Below are 17,691 nucleotides of genomic sequence, written 5' to 3'. Positions count from 1 at the left end.
AAAAAGCTTTACGCCGTGATACCGGTCGAAAACCGGGTAGTTATCAACTGATGAACGTTTCGATGCGGGCCATCGCTTCCTTCAGTTCCCCGAGTCCTGTCGCGTAGGAGACGCGGAGGTGGCCGGCACCGCCTTCGCCGAAGGCCGTCCCGGGGACGACGGCCACTTTCTGCTCCTCCAGGAGGGCTTCGGCGAACTCGTTCGCGTCCTCGCCCGGACACTCCGGGAACGCGTAGAACGCACCCGCGGCGGGGAAACACTCCAGGCCCATCTCCTCGAACCGCGAGAGGACGAAGTTGCGCCGCCGGTCGTACTGGGCGCACATCTCCTCGACCTCGTCGCCGCAGGTCTCCAGGGCCTCGATGGCGGCGTACTGGGCCGTCGTCGGCGCCGACAGCATCGAGTACTGGTGGACGCGGTTCATCGCCGCGACGGCCTCGGGCGGTGCGAGCGCGTACCCCAGGCGCAGCCCGGTCATCGCGTAGGCCTTCGAGAAGCCGTTGAAGACGACGGTCCGCTCGCGCATTCCGGGCAGACTGGCGATGGAGGTGTGCTCGTGCTCGTAGCTCAGCTCCGAGTAGATCTCGTCGGCGAAGACGGTCAGGTCGTGCTCCCGGGCGAACGCGGCGACCGGTTCCAGTTCCGACTCGGTCATCGTCGCGCCCGTCGGGTTGTTGGGGTAGCAGTAGACGAGCGCGTCGGCGTCGGCGGCGCCCGACTCCCGGAGCACCTCGGCGGTGAGTTTGAACTCGTCTTCCGCGCGTGTCGTGACGTCCACGACGTCACAGCCGGCGAAGATGGCACCGGGGACGTAGGAGACGTACGCCGGCTGGACGACCGCGACCGTGTCGCCGGGGTTGAGCAGCGCCCTGAACGCGAGGTCCAGCGCCTCGCTCGCGCCAGCGGTGACGAGTATCTCCTCGTCGGCGTCGTAGTCGAGGTCGTAACGGTCGTCGACGTCCTCGGCGATCAGTTCGCGGAGCTCGCGCTTGCCGCGGTTTGCCGTGTAGGACGTCTTCCCCTGTTCCAGGGAGGCGATGGCGGCCTCGCGGGCGGCCCACGGCGCGGAGAAGTCCGGCTCCCCGACGCCCAGCGAGATGATGTCGTCCATCTCCTCGGCCAGTTCGAAGAAGCGCCGGATTCCCGACGGCGGCACCTGGTCGACGCGGTCGGCCGGCTCGATGGTCATGGGGAGATCGACAGCCGGTCGTCGTCGTGGCCGTCGCCGAACTCGATGCCCTGCTCCTTGTAGGACTCCATCACGTAGTGAGTGACCGTCTGGGTCACCTCCGGGATGGGCGCGACCTTGTCACTGATGAAGTGGGACACCTCGCTCATCGAGTCGCCCTCGACGACCATGTCGAAGTCGTAGTCGCCGCTGATCAGGCGCAGGGAGCGGACCTGCGGGAACTTCGCGATGCGGTCGGCGATGTCGGCGTAGCTGGTCTCCCGGTCCAGCGTGACGTTGAGTTCGACCGACGCCCGGACCGGCTGGTCGTCCTCGTCGACGGCGCCCCAGTCGAGCACCGCCTGGTAGCCCCGGACGATGCCCGCGGACTCTAGATCCGCGATGGCCGCCTCGACGTCGTCTTCGCTGCTATCGCTGAGGCGGGCGATGTCCTCGACACTGTACCGGGCGTTCTCACGGAGTAGCTCCAGAATCTCGCCGCGACTATCCATACCTACACGCTCGGGGGCGCGGACTAAAGGATTACTACATGTGTGTGGCGGTGTGCCACTCGAGCTATCGGCCCACGAGGGGACAGATGGGTTTAACTCGGTTCGGTCGTTCACCCAGTCCATGGACGGGTCGGACCCCCTCGATTCGATGGGCGCAGTCGGTGGGACGGACGGGCAGGCCGGCGACGACCAGGGGGCCACTGGCTGGGGCCTCGTCGCCACCTACGACGGCGCGGCGGCGCTCATCGCCGCGCTCCTCGATCTCGACGCCGACGCGGAGTACACCAAGACCGAACTGAGCGACGCCTCCGGCGTGGCGTACAAGACGCTCTACCTGGACGGTACGGTCGAGGCGCTCGTCGACGCCGGATTCCTGGAACGCGAACAGCGTGACGGAGAGGAGACGACGTTCCGCATCGCCACGGAATCGTCGGTGTTCGAAGCGGCGGCGGCGTTCGAAACCGCGGCGGCGGACGGCTGATCGGTCGACTGCGTCACCGACGCTCGGACCCCTCCGAGGGGAAGTTTCATCTGTGAGAATAGCAGACTATCCCCAATGCGTGGCGTTGCCAACCGAAGCGCTGGCACGATAATCGCCGGCGCCGGTCTATTGCTGACCGGCTTTCACCTGTCCAGCGCTACCGGGGTCGAAACGAGCGCACTGGCGGTGCTCGTCACGTTGCTTCCAGTGGTCTTCTCGCTCGTCATGACGGGCGTCGGCGTCCAGGTCGCCCGTGGCCGCCTCGTTCCGGACCGGTTCGCGGGCCGGATGCTGGCCTGGACCGGTGTCGGCGTCACCGTCCTGTTTGCGTTCGGCCTCTGGATGTTCGCCGTCACCCTCGTGCTGGAGGTCACGCAGTCGGACTCCATCGTCCCCATGGTCAACGTCGCGACGTTCGGCGCGCTCGTGGGGCTTCTCGTCGGACTCTACGACGTCCGCCGCCTGGAGCAACGGCAGTCCGTCGAACAGCTGAACCGGATCAACGACACGCTCCGCGTCGCCACCGAGGAACTGGTCAACCAGACGGACCGGAAGTCGCTCGAACAGGCCGTCTGCGACCGGTTGAGTGAGTCAGCGGCCTACGAGTCCGTCTGGGTCGGCCGGTACGACGATGCCGAGGGCGTCGTCCGTCCGGCGGCGTGGTCCGGGCTCGACGACGACTACTACGAGTCGATCGACGTCACCGTCGACGACAGTCCGACCGGCGGCGGTCCCGGGGGGCGCGCGATCAGGGAGCGCGAAATCCAGTGCGTGCAGAACGTCTTCGCGGACCCGTCGATGGAGCCGTGGTGGGACATCCTGGAGAGCCGTGGCGTCCAGTCGATGGCCGTCGTTCCGATCGGACACGAGGGGACTGTCTACGGCTTCATCAGCATCTACGCCGACCGGCACAACGTGTTCGAGGAACGCGAACAGGCGGTGCTCACCGACCTGGGCGAGACCATCGGTCACGCCATCGCCTCCATCCAGGCGAACGAACGCCTCGCCGAGCGCGAGCGCGAGCTGGCCCGACAGAACCAGCGCCTGGAAGAGTTCGCCGGCATCGTCAGCCACGACCTCCGGAACCCGCTGACCGTGGCAGTCGGCAACCTCCAGCTCGCCCGCGAGACAGGAGACGAGGAGTGCTTCTCGAAGACGGCGGACGCGCTCGAACGGATGGACGAACTCATCGCGGACCTGTTGACGCTGGCCCGGCAGGGCGAGGCCATCGACGAGTTCGAACCGGTTCCGCTTCGAGAAGTCGTCGAGGAGGCGTGGGCGACGACGGGCGCCGACGCCTCGACGCTCGCGTGCGACGACGACCTCGGGACGGTGTCCGCCGACCGGAGCCGATTGCGCCAGCTCCTGGAGAACGTGTTCCGCAATAGCGTGGAACACGCCGGCCCCGACGTGACCGTCACCGTCCGCCGGACCGACAAGGGGTTCGCCGTCGAGGACGACGGCCCCGGGATTCCTGCCGACCGGCGCGAGGCGATATTCGACGTGGGCTACTCGACGAACGAGGACGGGACCGGCTTCGGACTGAACATCGTCCGGAGCATCGCCGACGCCCACGGCTGGGACGTCGCCGTCGGCGAGAGCCCCGCCGGCGGTGCCCGATTCGACTTCTCGGACGTCGGGCGGGTCGAACCGGAGTCCGAACCAACGTGACGGTCCGCCCGAGCGTCGCGCCAGGTCCTGCACTGGCCCGACCATCGCACCTGTCCCTGAACTACTTAGTTTCCAGCACGATTAGACCCTCACATGGTCGAACTCGAATCTGAAGCAGACGTCCTCCATCGCGGCGACGAAGCACCGGAGTTCGAGCTCCGGGGGACCGACGGTGAGACGTACTCACTGGCAGACTTCGCCGACAGGTCGGCGGTCCTGCTCGTGTTCACGTGTAACCACTGCCCGTACGCGCAGGCGAAGTTCGACGAACTGAACGCGCTCGCCGACGAGTACGACGACCTGGCCGTCGTCGGCGTCAACGCCAACGACCCGGACGAGTACCCCGACGACTCCTTCGAGCGCATGCAGGACATTGTCGAGGACGGCACCGTCGACTACGACGCCTACCTCTTCGACGAGACGCAGGCCGTCGCGGCGGGCTACGGCGCCCGCTGTACGCCCGACCCCTTCCTGCTCGCTAACGACGGGAGCGGAACGTTCACTGTGGCGTACCACGGCCGCCTCGACGACGCCACCAACCCCGACGACGAACCGACCGAGCGGGAGATGAAAGCGCACGTCGAGACGGTGCTGGCCGGCGAGGAAGTCACCGCCGAGCAGCGGCCCTCCCGCGGCTGCTCCATAAAGTGGCGCGACGGCAACGAACCCGACTACTGGAACGCCTGATTCTGATTTGTTGGCTATCTGATCAGAACGCGATTCAGCGACGACGGTGTCTTGTTGCCAGTATAAACGGTCGCGTTCTCGACTCTGCGACATCCAGCCACGCCAGTCTCCAAAACGGTTTACCCCTGGGACGGAGAGTCGAAGGCAGTGAAACGACCGCTGGCGTTCGGGTCGGTGCTGCTGGCCGTCGGCTTCGGCCTCGCGTCGGCGTACGTGGGGGCCTCGTCGCTCGACGGCGAACTTTGGGGGATCCCGACGGGCGTCGAGATCGGCGGCGTCACGTTCGGGATGCTCGGGTCGAAGGTGCTCGGCGCCGTCGCCATCGTCTTCGCGGGCTACGGGCTCTACCTCCTCGCGAAGCGCGCGCTCGACGACCGGACGCCGAGCAAACGCCGCCAGCACGACGTGCGGAACGTGTTGCGGCTGGGGTTCGGGGTCGCGACCGTCGTGGCGTTACTCGGCGTCGCGACCGAGCAGTGGGTGGGCGTGCTGTTCTCGCTGGGGGTCGTGGGCTTTGCCGTCACCTTCGCCCTGCAACAGCCGCTGTTCTCGCTCATCGGCTGGCTCTACATCATGGTCAAGCGTCCCTACCAGGTCGGCGACCGCGTCGCCATCGAGGGGTCGAAGGGCGACGTCGCGGAGGTGGACTTCCTCGTCACGACACTGTGGGAGATTAACGGCGAACTCGTCTCCTCGAACCAGCCCTCGGGGCGGATCATCACGCTGCCCAACAGCGTCGTGCTCTCCTCGCACGTGAAGAACTACACGCGCGAGGAGTTCCCCTTCGTCTGGAACGAACTCTCCATCCAGGTCGCCTACGAGACGGACCTGGCGTACGCCCAGGACCTGCTGCGGGAGGAAGCCGACGACTACCTGGGCGACGAGATGGCGGCCCGCATCGCCCGATACCGGGAGCGCCTCTCCGAGACGCCGGTCGAACTGGAGGTTCAGGACCGCCCGTCGGTCAACGTGGTCCAGGAGGAGTCCTGGGTGGAGTTCCGGCTCCGGTACCTCGTCCACCCACGGCGCGGCCAGCGGGTGCGCAACGAGCTGTACCGGCGCATCCTGGTCGCGTTCAACGAGGCCCCCGAGCGGGTCAAGTTCCCCGTCAGCCGGAACCGGTAGCGGCGCCGCGTTTTCGACCCGCCCTCACAGCGCGTCGCGAACGAACTCGGTGACGATGGCGTCCTCGGCTTCGCGCAGGCGGTACTGGGCGGTCGAGCGGGCGACGTCGAGTTCGTCGGCCAGTTCCTCGACGGTCGTCTCCCGCGGGCGCTCGTAGTAGCCCGCGGCCACCGCCGCTTCGAGCATCTCGTGTTGTTCCGGCGAGAGCTTGTGGGCCGTCCGCGTCTCGGCGCTCCAGTTGCCCGACTGGGTGAGGTGAGCCAGTTCGAGCGTCAGTCCGTCCCGCAACTCCGCTTCGATGGCGTCGAACAGTTCGCCGACGGGTTGCTCGTCCGGGAAGAGGGCCTTCCAGCGGTACTCGTTGTCCGTTCTGTGTGACTGGAGTACGGCGCCATCGCCGACGTGGTCGACGACGAAGTGCGGGACCGAGTGGCACCTGTGGACCTCCTCGCGGAAGGTGTAGACGGTCCGCCCGCGGGGTTGCCGGTCGAGGACGTGGTACTCCCGCGTCGTGTTGCAGTCCGGTGCGTTCAGACACTCGTTACACCGCGTGTCGTCGAGGAACGTCTCGTCGAAACGCGCCATCGCCTCGCGAGAGCCGCTGGCGTGGTCCATCCGCCACATCGACGAGTCGTCGGTGTAGCACGCCGACGACCGGACCGACAGCGACGGGTGCTCGCGGAAGACGTCCATCAGCCTGTCGGCCCCCGCCTCGTAGGCGACGACGAACTCGAACTCCTGCATAGCCGTGTGTACGCCCTGCGGAGCTTGAAAGTTAGCATGTGCTAATTCGAGAGTGGCGTAACGGGCTAATCGGCCTCGGACGTTCCAGTCCGGGGGTCGGACCGGTCGGCGTTTCTTCAGTGGGCCACCCTCGCCCGTCGTAAGCACGCCTTACTGTGGTTTTGGCGCTAAATACTAAACACCGGTAGTCGGTATCGGTGTTGCCATGCGCTACGAAGGGATACGGACGAGGGGCGTGGCACTCGTACTGGCCGTGATTACCGTCGTCGCCGTCGGAGCGGGGGGTGGCCTGGCTGTCGCGGACCTCGGTGGACCGACCGTGGACGCCGGAGCACACGACGTCCAGAGTGAGAACGTCACTGAGGGGACGGACGGCGACGAATCGGCGAGTGACGCCGACGACGACACTGAACCGTCGACAGAGACTGAACCCGCAGAGACTGCGACGTCCGAACCGGACGACGCGGGCGCCTCGGGCGGCGGCGACGCGGCGGACGAAGCCACCGCGACGCCGTCAGAGACGCCGACCGCGACGGACACGCCGACGGAGGCGACCACCGAGACGGAGACGCCCGAGTCGACGAACCCGGCGACAGCTGACGACGCGACCGACGCGGAGACCGGGAACGCGTCCAGACAGGCCAACGAAACCGACGGCGTGAACGACACCGAGACGCCGAACGAGAGCGCGGCGGACGGTGAGCTGTCCGCCTGCACCGTCATCGACGAGCCCGGCCAGTACGAACTGACCGGTGACGTCTCCGGTTCGGGGACCTGCCTCGTCGTAGAGGCGAGCGGCGTCGTCCTCGACGGGAACGGACACACCGTCGCTGGGCCGGGAAGCGGCACCGGCGTCCAGGTCGCCGGCGGCGTCTCCGACGTGACCGTTCGCGACGTCGACGTCAGCGACTGGAGCGTGGCCGTCGCGCTCGGTGGCAGCGGGGCGAGCGGGCCGACGGCGAACCTGGTCGAGGTTCGAGCGACGGACAGCGACACCGGCGTCCGCCTGACCGAGGCCGACGGCTCTGCGATGCAGGCGGTGACGGCGAGTGACAACGGCGACGGCGTCGTGCTCGTCGACACGGCCGACGTGCAGGCGAGTGACGTCACCGTCGACGGGAACGACGGCACGGGCCTCTGGCTGGCCCGCGGCGTCTCCGAGAGCTCCTTCAGCATCGTCCAGGCCACCGACAACGGCGACCGGGGCATCCACGTCGCGACGGGCGCGGTGGACAACTTCGTCGGCGACGCGACGGTGACCGACAACGGCGGCCCGGGCGTCGAGTTCGCCGACAGTTCCGACAACGTGCTGGCCGACAGCCGCGTCGAGCGCAACGGCGGCCCGGGCGTGCTGAGCTACCCCGCCGGCGGTGACAGGCTGGAGAACGTCCAGATCGGCGACAACGGCGACGGCGCCTACCGCGACCAGGCGGAGCGAGCAGGTGCGGTCGCCGACGCCGTCACGCTCGGAGACGGCGCTTCGGTCCAGTTCGACCAGGGCGTGACCCGTCTCGCCTCGGTCGGGACTCCCGACTCGCTGCCCGAGGGGACCGAATCGGCCGGGCCGGGCGTCGATGTGGCGCTCCGGGACGGTGACGGCGCGACGGCGACCGTGACGGTGCCCGTCGACGCCGACGGCGAGGTCACGGCGTACCAGCGCGTCGACGGGACCTGGCAGGAAGTCGACGGCGTCACTGTGTCAGACGGCGAAGCGGAGATCTCCGTCTCCCAGAGCGGCACCGTCGTCCCGGTCGTCGAGAGTGCGGGCGACGAGTCCGCCGAGACGACGGCCGACGACGGCACGGAGAGCGCGCCCGGCGACGATACGGTGCGCGCCGACGCGTCGTCGAACGAGGAAGCCGCCGCGAGCGACGCGACGTCAGCAGGCGACGAGGCGACAGCGGGGGCGAACACAGGGTCCGAGAGCGACGAACCGGTGCCCGCGAGACGGTACGCGTTCGACGACGACCGGTTCGCCGACGTCGGCGCGTCCGCCGCGGCGCAGTCCGAGAACCGGACCCGGACGCTCGTCATCGGGCCGGCGGCGGTCGAAGAGCCCATCGAGTACACCTTCGCGGTCGACGGGAACGTCTCGAAGGTCACGACGGGCGGCGTCACCGCCGACGAGAACGACGCGATATCGCGGACCGACGGGACGGTCACGGTGACCGGAACGACGTCCGCGGGCGACGCCTACCACGTCGACGGTGACCTCAGGTCGATCCGCCAGACCGGTGGCTCGACGGGCTTCTTCGTCCGCTTCGATACCCCGATCGACGCGAACGAGACGCAGCCCTGAGCGTCGAGCGACGGGCGAGTGGGACTTCCCTGGCCCCTGTCGTTTTGTGACCGCCCGCTGTAGTGGACGCCATGAGTGACCCGCTGCCCGACGTGACGGAGGAGTTCGCCCGGACGCTGGCGCCAAGTGCCGACGAGGTCATCGAGGAGATGGACGCCCGCGCCGACCGAGAGGGGTTCCCGACGGTGGGGCCGGCGGTCGGCGGGTGGCTCCGTCTGCTCGCCCGCTCCGTCGACGCGGAGCGAGTCTTCGAGTTCGGGTCGGGTTACGGCTACTCGGCGTACTGGATGGCCCCGGCACTGCCCGAGGACGGCGAGATCGTCCTGACCGAAGTCGACGCGGACGAGCTCGACGACGCCCGCGAGAACCTGGAACGCGGCGGGTTCGCCGACCGGGCCCGCTTCGAACACGGCGACGCCGTCGAGACCGTCGAGCGCTACGACGGTCCCTTCGACGTGGTCCTGATCGACAACGAGAAGCACCGCTACGCGGAGGCGTTCGAAGCCGTCCGCGACAAGGTTCCGGTCGGTGGAATCGTCGCGGCGGACAACGCCATCGAAGCGGGCCCGCTCGACTTCGACGACGTCCGTGCGCTACTGGCCGGTGAGGACGTCGCCGCCAACGAGATGAGCCGTGGCATCGCCGACTACCTCCGGACCGTCGGCGAGGACCCCGAGTTCGAGACGGGCCTGTTGCCGCTGGGGGAGGGCGTCGCCGTCTCGATCCGGATCTGACCGGTCTCGCCCCGTCGTCGCTCCAATTCTCGCCTGCGAAAATGGGGGTGGATCGCTTATGTGGGTGGCCGGGAAACGACCCGCAACGTTCGTGTTACGCCCATGAGTCTGAAGATAGATATACGCAAGCTGGGGTTGTTCAACCAGATGGCCAAGGAGGGCGGGAACACCGTCGCGGACCACCTGAGCCAGATGACCGGGATGGAGACGGAGATGGAGATCACCAAGATCAACTTCATCGACGTCGCCGACATCAAGACCCACGTCGGGGACCAGAAACAGATCGGCATCAGCATCAGACTGCTCGAACCGCCCCACGGCCACATCCTCTTCCTGTTCAACGGCGCGAGTGCCAAGGAACTCGCACGGGGCATGGTGGGGGACATGGGCGAGACGGACCCGAACGGCAGCGGGTTCACCGACATGGAGCGCTCCGCCATCCAGGAGATCGGCAACATCATGACCTCCGCGTTCATCGACGGCTGGGCGAACGTTCTCCAGACGACCATCGACATCGGGCCGCCGAACTTCACCTTCGGCCCGGGCAGCGGCATGGTCGACGAACTCGTCGGGGGCCGAGAGACGGACATGTCGCTGATGTTCGACTCGCGCGTCCACGCGTTGAACTCCGACATCGACGTCACGGTGTACACCTTCCCGGAACTCGAAGAACTCGTGTCCCTTATGCAGCAGATCGACGTCTGACCGGTACAATTTCTACGACCCACGCTCACGACTGCCGAGTGAACTCGTTGCAGATTTGTAGTTGTTTCAATGTGTATTTGGCGCGGGGTACCGTCTACCGTGTATGGAACTGTTCGACGACGACATCGTCCCCGAAGCGGCACGTGAGGTCAAGCAGGACGCACGCGAATTCGCCGAGGAACACATCGCGCCGAACGCCGCCGACTACTACGCCTCCGGGGAGTACCCCCACGAGATACTGGAAGCCGGGATGGACGCGGGCCTCGTCGCCCAGGACATCGGCGAGGAGTGGGGCGGTCGCGGCTTCTCGTTGCACCAGGTGCTGGCCATCGCCGAGGAGTTCTACCGCGCCGACGCCGGCATCGCACTGACGCTCCAGCTGGCGAGCTTCGGGGCCGAAATCGTCGAGGAACACGGCGACGACCGGCAGAAAGAGGAGTTTCTCCGGCCCGTCGCGGAGAACGACCAGATCACCGGCCTCGCGGTGTCTGAGCCGGAGACCGGGAGCGACCTAGCGGGGATGGCCACGACCGCCGAGAAGGACGGGGACGAGTGGGTCCTCAACGGGGAGAAGTACTGGATCGGCAACGGCGTCGAGGCCGACTGGGTGACCCTCTACGCGAAGACCGGCGACGACGAGGACAACCGCTACGGCAACTACTCGCTGTTCATCGTTCCCACGGACGCCGAGGGGTACGAGGCCGAACACATCCCCGAGAAGATGGCCATGCGGGCGTCGAAGCAGGCCCACATCAGGCTGGAGGACTGTCGGATCCCCGAGGACCACCTGATCGGCGTGGAGGGGGCGGGGTTCTACATGCTCGCGGACTTTTTCAACCACGGGCGCGTCATCGTCGGCGGCCAGGGCGTCGGCCTCGCCGCGGCGGCCATCGAGGAGGCCTCCGAGTTCGTCCACGACCGCGAGGCGTTCGGGCGGACCGTCGACGAGTTCCAGGCCGTCCAGCACCACCTCGCCGACATGCGCCTGGAGTTCGAGTCCGCGCGCACGCTCGTCTGGCGCGCCGCCGACAAGGTCGCCGACAGCGACGACGCGGGCTACTGGGCGGCGCTGGCCAAGACCAAGGCGACCGAGACGGCCACCGAGTGCGCCGAGACGGGCATGCAGCTCCACGGCGGCCGGTCTGTCCTCACCGACCGACGCATCTCCCGGGTCTTCCGTGACTCCCGCATCCCGGTCATCTACGAGGGCGCCAACGACGTCCAGCGGAACCTCATCTACCGGCAGGCACCGCGGTGAGGCCGCGAGCGAGCGGCGTTCGCGCGCGACAGTAGTCGCTACCCGCGGGGGAACCCACACGATAGATCAACAGGATCCTGACACGTATTCCGAGCGGGTCGACGGTTTCGACAGAATCTAGAGAGGTCGGTTCGAGAGACCAGATCCGTGCGGCTGGGTAGCACCCGAGTGAACGGGTGGCACGTTCGACGTGCTAGCTGACCACTCGCGGAGTCAAAATCGTTCAGTTGAACCCCATCTTGCTATCGATAACGATTAATGAACTGCGTTATAGTGGAAAATCTTTAGTCACGGCCCTCCTAAGCCCGATACACGGCACCCGATCTGGGGCCGATGATTTACCATGACAGGCCAGGAACTAATCTGGCGAATCGCGGGCGGTTCCGGTGACGGGATCGACTCGACGAGTCAGAACTTTGCAAAGGCCCTGATGCGCTCGGGACTGCACGTTTTCACCCATCGACACTATCCCTCGCGCATCCGGGGCGGCCACACCTACGTAGAGGTACGCGCGAGCCAGGAAGACGTCCGGTCTCGCGGCGACGGCTACAATTTCCTTCTTGCCCTCGGAGACTCCTTCGCACGGAATCCACAGGAAGAAGCGTACTACGGGAACGAAGAGCTCAAACCCCTCTCGGAGAACCTCGACGACCTCCGCGAGGGCGGCGTGATCGTCTACGACGAGGGACTCCTCGACGAGGACGATATCGCGGCGACGGAGCTGGAGGCGCGTGCCGAGGAGAACGACTGGCACGTGTATCCGCTCGATCTCCGCTCTATCGCCCGGGAACACGGCCGCGAGGTCATGCGCAACACCGCCGGGGTCGCGGCGACCGCCGCGCTGCTCGACATGGATCTCTCCTACTTCGAGGAGCTCATCGAGCAGAACATGTCCGGCGACATCATGGAGGCGAACCTCGACGTGCTCGACCAGGCCTACGAGCAGGTCCAGGAGATGGAGCACGAACACGACCTGCGCATCCCCGAATCCGAACCCCACGAGGAGGACCAGGTGCTCCTCTCGGGGTCGAACGCCATCACCTACGGCGCGCTGGACGAGGGCTGTCGGTTCATCGCCGGCTACCCCATGACGCCGTGGACCGACGTGTTCACGCTCATGTCCCAGCACCTGCCCAAGTTCGGCGGCATCTCCGAACAGGTCGAGGACGAGATCGCCGCGGCGGCGCTCGCGCTGGGTGCGTCCCACACCGGCGTCAAGGCGATGTCCGGCTCCTCGGGCGGCGGCTTCGCGCTGATGTCGGAACCACTCGGCCTCGCCGAGATGACGGAGACGCCGATAGTACTCCTCGAAGCGATGCGTGCCGGCCCCTCGACGGGGATGCCGACGAAGCCCGAACAGGCCGACCTCGAGCACGTCCTCTACACGAGCCAGGGCGACTCGGCCCGCGTCGTCTTCGCGCCCGGGAACATCCGGGAGTGTTACGACCAGACGCGCCAGGCGTTCCGCATCGCCTACGAGTACCAGATCCCGAGCATCGTCGTCTACGACCAGAAGCTCCAGGGCGAACTCCGCAACGTCGACGAGAGCTTCTTCGACCGCCAGCCCAACGCGGACCCGGGCTCGGTGCTCACCGAAGAGGAGATCGCGGAGGCGGCCCACCACTCCTCTGGCAAGTTCCAGCGCTTCCTCCACGAACCGGAGGACGGCTCGAACGTCAGTCCACGGTCGGTTCCCGGCCAGGAGGGCGGGCGCTACCTCGCGACCGGCAACGAGCACAACCCGTCGGGTCACATCAGCGAAGACCCCGACAACCGCATCGCGCAGATGAACCGTCGGCTCGACAAGCTCGACGACATCCGCGCCGACCTCGACGAGAACAGCTCACACCAGACTTACTACGGACCCGAGGACGCCGACCACGGCATCCTCATCTGGGGTAGCCACCAGGACACCGCCTTCGAGGCGGTCGACCGGCTCAACGACGCCGGCCACTCGGTCAAGGCCCTCGGCGTCTCCGACATGATGCCGTATCCGGTCGAAGAGGTCAGCGAGTGGCTCGAATCAGTCGACGAGGCGCTCGTCGTCGAGATGAACGCCTCCGGTCAGTTCCGCGGGCTGACCCAGAAAGAGATCGGCCGGTTCGGTCCGAAGCTCTCCAGCCTGCTGAAGTACAACGGCAACCCGTTCGAACCGGCAGAGATCGTCGAGGGCTTCGAGACCAGCATCGACGGCGAGGAACTGGCCGCGACGAACATGAAGTACGTCCCCGCGGCAGGTGACTAACAATGAGTGCATTCTCAGCAATCGGCAACGAACGAGAGACCGAACGAGACGAGTTCACGCCCGGCATCGAACCGCAGGCGACGTGGTGTCCCGGCTGTGGCGACTTCGGCGTCCTGAAGGCGCTGAAACAGGCCATGCCCGAGGTCGGGAAGAACCCCGACGAAGTGGCGCTGTTCACCGGCATCGGCTGTTCGGGCAAGCTCAACAGCTACTTCAACAGCTACGGCTTCCACACCATCCACGGCCGTGAGCTCCCGGTCGCCCGCGCAGCGAAGCTGGCCAACCCCGAGCTGACCGTCATCGCGGCAGGCGGAGACGGCGACAACTACGGCATCGGTGGCAACCACTTCATGCACACGGCCCGGGAGAACCACGACATGGTCTCCATCGTCTTCAACAACGAGATCTTCGGGCTGACGAAGGGCCAGACGTCCCCGACGTCGCCGAAGGGTCACAAGTCCAAGACCCAGCCCTCGGGCAGCGCCAAGTCGCCGATCCGGCCGCTGTCGCTGTCCCTGACCTCCGGCGCGACGTACGTCGCCCGGACGGCAGCGGTCAACCCGAACCAGGCCAAGGAGATCATCGCGGAGGCCATCGAGCACGACGGCTTCGCGCACATCGACTTCCTGACCCAGTGTCCGACCTGGAACAAGGACGCCAAGCAGTACGTCCCCTACACCGACGTCCAGCAGTCCGACGAGTACGACTTCGACGTCTCGAACCGCGAGGAAGCGGCGGAGATGATGTTCGAGACCGAGTCCAAGCTCTACGAGGGCGAGGTGCTGACCGGACGCTACTACGTCGAGGACGAACGGCCGTCCTACGGCGAGGAGAAGCAGGCCCTCGGCGAGGCGCCCGAAGAGCCGCTGGCCGAACGCTACTTCGACGAGGACTACCAGTGGGAGCGCGCGGCCGACGAACTCCTCGAACACCACAAATAACCGTCGTTTGCGAATCCGGAACATATTTTCATACGCGGGAAAAAGAACTGGCTATGAGCGCGGAGTCTACGGAGCGTCGCATTCTGTCTGTTCTCGAGGAGGACGCGCAGGCGTCCTACGCGGAGATAGCGAACCGGGCCGACGTCTCGAAGCCCACGGTTCGAAAGTACATCCAGAAACTCGAAGAGGAAGGCGTCATCGTCGGCTACTCCGCCGACGTCGACCCGAAGAAGCTCGCGAGCCAGACGATCGCGCTCGTCGGCATCGACGTCGCGAGCGACTGTTACGTCGAGTCGACCCGCGAACTCGCCGAGCTGGACGAGGTGGAGTCGCTGTACACCTCCAGCGGCGACCACATGCTGATGGCCGAGGTGCGCGCGGCCGACGGCGGCGCCGTCGGTGACGTCATCGAGGAGTCCATCCTCGGCGTCGAAGGGGTCACCGCGGCCCATCCCTCCTTCCTCCAGGAGCGACTGAAGTGACCGCCAGATCCGACTCGTCCGACCTCTCCCGGACGTCGATGCGTGCCTTTTAGACGCTCGAAGGCCGAACACTCTCCATGACTTCTCGCCTGGTGCTGGGGACCGGTCCCCTCGGCAGGAGGCTGCTCTCCGCGCTCGAAGACCAGCGTGGGGACCTGCTCGTCGTGACGGACGACGAGCACCGGGTGGACACGCTCCGGTCGGGCGGGATTCGAGTCGTTCCGGGTGACCCGAGCGACCGGGAGACCCTCCGCGACCTCGGCGCCGACCCCGACTCGGTTCTTATCACCGCCGAGGACGGCGAGACCAACCTGCGGGCCGCCAGGGCGGTCGACACGGTGTTCCCGGAGTCGATGGTCCTGGCATACGCCGGGCGGAACCCGACACCGGAGACCAGTGCGGCGCTCGCGACCGTCGCAGACCAGGTCGTCGACCCCGGCAACGTCGTCGCCGAGGAGCTGTCCCACTCCATCGGTGACGGCGGGCTGCAGGTGCGCCAGCTCCAGCGGGTGTTGCGCGACGTCGACGGCCGGCTGGCGGTCGTGACCCACGACAACCCGGACCCCGACGCCATCGCCAGCGCCGTCACGCTCGCACGCATCGCCGAGGCGGTGGGCTGTGAGACGGACGTCTGCTACTACGGCGAGATATCCCACCAGGAGAACCGGGCGTTCGTGAACCTGCTGGAGTTCGACCTCCACAATCTCGACGACGAATCGGACCTGTCTGAGTACGACGGCTTCGCCCTGGTCGACCACTCCCGGCCCGGCGTCAACGACCAGCTCCCCCATGAGACGGAGATCGACGTCGTCATCGACCACCACCCGCCCCGGGCGCCCATCGAGGCGCGGTTCGTCGACCTGCGGAGCGACGTCGGCGCGACGAGCACGCTCCTGGTCGACTACGTCCGCCGCCTCGGTGGTGACGTCGACCAGACCGTCGCGACCGGGCTCCTGTTCGGCATCCGCGTCGACACGAAGGAGTTCCGCCGGGAGGTCTCGCCGGACGACTTCGAGGCCGCCGCGTTTCTCCTCCCACACGCCGACATGGAGGCACTCCAGCGCATCGAACAACCCAGCATCACCGCCGAGACGCTCCAGACTGTCGGCCGTGCGATCCAGAACCGCCGGGAGGAAGGCTCGGTCCTGCTGAGTTGCGTCGGCGAACTCTCTGACCGGGACGCGCTCGCCCAGGCCGCCGACAGGCTGCTCACGCTGGAAGACGTCAACGCGACGCTCGTCTACGGCGTCCAGGACGGCACCATCTACGTCTCGGCACGCGCCCGCGGGACGGACATCGACCTGGGCGAGACGCTCCGGGACGCCTTCGGCCAGATCGGGAGCGCCGGCGGCCACGCCGACATGGCCGGCGCGCAGATCACACTGGGGGTCCTCGACACTATCGAAGACCGCGACGAGTCGCTCCACGAAGTCGTCCGTGCCGTCGTCGACGACCGCTTCCTCGAGACGCTCCAGGGCAACTCCGACCGCCTGCTGACGTCCGTGTACGGTCCCGAGACGTTCGAGAGTGACCGGGAGTCCCTCGAGGAGGTCACCGAAGAGTGAGACGGACGGGTGTAACTATTTCCGGGAGACGGCCCACGTCAGGCGGTCGCTGAGTGTGAAACGGTCCAGCGTTCGAGACGTATCGGGAACGAATTACACCCGTCCGTGTGAGTCGCGGCCCCGGTCCGGCCCGACGCCGAACGGGGTCTTTTTCCTCCGGCGGCGTCTGATCCTCGCTAATGGCCGAGGAGGGCAAGCCGCGCGTCCGCGAGTACATGACCCAGGAGGTGTCGACGGTGTCGCTCGACGACACGGTCGCCGACGTCGCCCGTCGCATCGACGAGAGCGACGACCACAGCGGGTTCCCCGTCACCGACGGCCGCCGCGTCGAGGGATTCGTCAGCGCCCGCGACCTGCTGCTGGCCGACGACCACGAGCCCATGTTCCGGGTGATGAGCGACGAAATCCTCGTCGCCCACCCGGAGATGGCAGTCCAGGACGCCGCGCGCGTCATCCTCCGCTCCGGCATCCAGAAGCTGCCAGTCGTCGACGACGCCGGCCACCTCGTCGGCATCATCTCCAACGCCGACGTCATCCGCTCGCAGATCGAGCGCGCGACCCCGAGCAAGGTGGACAAACTCACCCGGACGCTGGAGAGCATCCACGACGTGACCGCGCGCGAGGAGCGCCGCGAGGTCGACCTGGCCGACCTGACGCCGACCCAGGACACTGTCTACGCGGACGAACTGGAGGGACGGATCTACGAACTCCGGCGGGGCCTGGCCGAACCGCTCGTCGTCATCGACAACGGCGGCGGTCGCTCGCCCTCCCAGTCCACTGTCGAGGACTTCGGAGGGAGCGCCGGTGACGAGCAACAGCCGACGCTCCTCCTGGCCGACGGCCACCACCGGGTGAAAGCCGCCGAACGTATCGGCGTCGACACGATGGACGCCTACGTCATCGTCCTCGACCAGCCGGTCGACCTGGGGATGGCCCGCACCGCCGAGAAGTCCGACCTGAGCTCTATCGAGGACATCGAAGTAGTCGACTACGGGGCCCACCCGCTGGTCGAGACGACCAAGCGACTGCAGGAAGACCCGGAGTAAGGAGCGGTCGGTCCCCGGGAGCCTTATT

16 protein-coding genes are annotated in these 17,691 nt (G+C 66.9%); 13 read left to right on the top strand and 3 right to left on the bottom strand.

Features of this window, described 5'->3' with window-relative positions; genetic code table 11:
* Positions 1–43 precede the first annotated feature (43 nt).
* Positions 44–1,189 (bottom strand): pyridoxal phosphate-dependent aminotransferase, encoded by a 1,146-nt coding sequence (locus tag BM337_RS07370; protein WP_089815401.1) that lies wholly within the window; start codon positions 1,187–1,189, stop codon positions 44–46.
* Positions 1,186–1,680 carry an Lrp/AsnC family transcriptional regulator gene (locus tag BM337_RS07365; RefSeq protein WP_089815398.1) on the bottom strand — a complete coding sequence of 165 codons (495 nt, stop codon included), beginning with the start codon at positions 1,678–1,680 and terminating at the stop codon, positions 1,186–1,188. Before BM337_RS07365 ends, BM337_RS07370 begins: the two co-directional genes overlap by 4 nt.
* Positions 1,681–1,801: 121 nt before the next feature.
* On the opposite strand from BM337_RS07365, the gene BM337_RS07360 reads away from it, so the two are divergent.
* From BM337_RS07360 to BM337_RS07345, 4 genes are all read left to right on the top strand, one after another.
* Positions 1,802–2,161 carry a hypothetical protein gene (locus BM337_RS07360; RefSeq protein WP_245778618.1) on the top strand — a complete coding sequence of 120 codons (360 nt, stop codon included), beginning with the start codon at positions 1,802–1,804 and terminating at the stop codon, positions 2,159–2,161.
* Between the two features lie 75 nt (positions 2,162–2,236).
* Positions 2,237–3,832, top strand: a complete 1,596-nt coding sequence (locus tag BM337_RS07355; RefSeq protein WP_089815396.1) for an ATP-binding protein — start codon at positions 2,237–2,239, stop codon at positions 3,830–3,832.
* A gap of 93 nt (positions 3,833–3,925) precedes the next feature.
* The gene (locus BM337_RS07350; protein WP_089815394.1) at positions 3,926–4,519 is read left to right on the top strand and encodes a thioredoxin family protein; all 594 of its coding nucleotides are present in this window, start codon (positions 3,926–3,928) and stop codon (positions 4,517–4,519) included.
* Between the two features lie 147 nt (positions 4,520–4,666).
* Positions 4,667–5,644: a mechanosensitive ion channel family protein gene (locus tag BM337_RS07345; protein ID WP_089815392.1), complete on the top strand. Its 978-nt coding sequence runs from the start codon at positions 4,667–4,669 to the stop codon at positions 5,642–5,644.
* A gap of 24 nt (positions 5,645–5,668) precedes the next feature.
* Here BM337_RS07345 and BM337_RS07340 read toward each other — a convergent pair whose 3' ends face one another.
* Positions 5,669–6,388: a helix-turn-helix domain-containing protein gene (locus BM337_RS07340; RefSeq protein WP_089815390.1), complete on the bottom strand. Its 720-nt coding sequence runs from the start codon at positions 6,386–6,388 to the stop codon at positions 5,669–5,671.
* A 235-nt stretch (positions 6,389–6,623) separates the two neighbouring features.
* On the opposite strand from BM337_RS07340, the gene BM337_RS07335 reads away from it, so the two are divergent.
* The 9 genes from BM337_RS07335 to BM337_RS07295 all read left to right on the top strand — a co-directional run bounded on the left by BM337_RS07335 (position 6,624) and on the right by BM337_RS07295 (position 17,663).
* A complete protein-coding gene (locus BM337_RS07335) occupies positions 6,624–8,687 on the top strand; it encodes a right-handed parallel beta-helix repeat-containing protein (RefSeq protein ID WP_143117651.1) in 2,064 nt (687 codons plus the stop codon).
* Between the two features lie 71 nt (positions 8,688–8,758).
* The gene (locus BM337_RS07330; RefSeq protein ID WP_089815386.1) at positions 8,759–9,421 is read left to right on the top strand and encodes an O-methyltransferase; all 663 of its coding nucleotides are present in this window, start codon (positions 8,759–8,761) and stop codon (positions 9,419–9,421) included.
* Positions 9,422–9,523: 102 nt separating this feature from the next.
* On the top strand, positions 9,524–10,126 hold the full coding sequence (locus BM337_RS07325; protein ID WP_089815384.1) for a chemotaxis protein CheC: 603 nt from the start codon (positions 9,524–9,526) through the stop codon (positions 10,124–10,126).
* A 103-nt stretch (positions 10,127–10,229) separates the two neighbouring features.
* Positions 10,230–11,384 carry an acyl-CoA dehydrogenase family protein gene (locus BM337_RS07320; RefSeq protein ID WP_089815382.1) on the top strand — a complete coding sequence of 385 codons (1,155 nt, stop codon included), beginning with the start codon at positions 10,230–10,232 and terminating at the stop codon, positions 11,382–11,384.
* 343 nt (positions 11,385–11,727) lie between these two features.
* Complete coding sequence (locus BM337_RS07315) at positions 11,728–13,629, top strand: 2-oxoacid:acceptor oxidoreductase subunit alpha (RefSeq protein ID WP_089815378.1); 1,902 nt, start codon at positions 11,728–11,730, stop codon at positions 13,627–13,629.
* Between the two features lie 2 nt (positions 13,630–13,631).
* Positions 13,632–14,570: a 2-oxoacid:ferredoxin oxidoreductase subunit beta gene (locus BM337_RS07310; RefSeq protein ID WP_089815376.1), complete on the top strand. Its 939-nt coding sequence runs from the start codon at positions 13,632–13,634 to the stop codon at positions 14,568–14,570.
* Between the two features lie 53 nt (positions 14,571–14,623).
* Positions 14,624–15,052, top strand: coding sequence for an HTH-type transcriptional regulator LrpA1 (gene lrpA1 / locus BM337_RS07305; RefSeq protein WP_089815374.1), 429 nt, complete (start codon positions 14,624–14,626; stop codon positions 15,050–15,052).
* Positions 15,053–15,129: 77 nt separating this feature from the next.
* Positions 15,130–16,617 carry a DHH family phosphoesterase gene (locus tag BM337_RS07300; protein ID WP_089815373.1) on the top strand — a complete coding sequence of 496 codons (1,488 nt, stop codon included), beginning with the start codon at positions 15,130–15,132 and terminating at the stop codon, positions 16,615–16,617.
* A gap of 179 nt (positions 16,618–16,796) precedes the next feature.
* Positions 16,797–17,663 carry a CBS pair associated ParBc domain-containing protein gene (locus BM337_RS07295; protein WP_089815371.1) on the top strand — a complete coding sequence of 289 codons (867 nt, stop codon included), beginning with the start codon at positions 16,797–16,799 and terminating at the stop codon, positions 17,661–17,663.
* Positions 17,664–17,691: the final 28 nt, after the last annotated feature.

This window comes from Halomicrobium zhouii (assembly GCF_900114435.1).
Classification (GTDB): domain Archaea; phylum Halobacteriota; class Halobacteria; order Halobacteriales; family Haloarculaceae; genus Halomicrobium; species Halomicrobium zhouii.
This window is presented reverse-complemented; position numbering and strand designations above follow the sequence as displayed.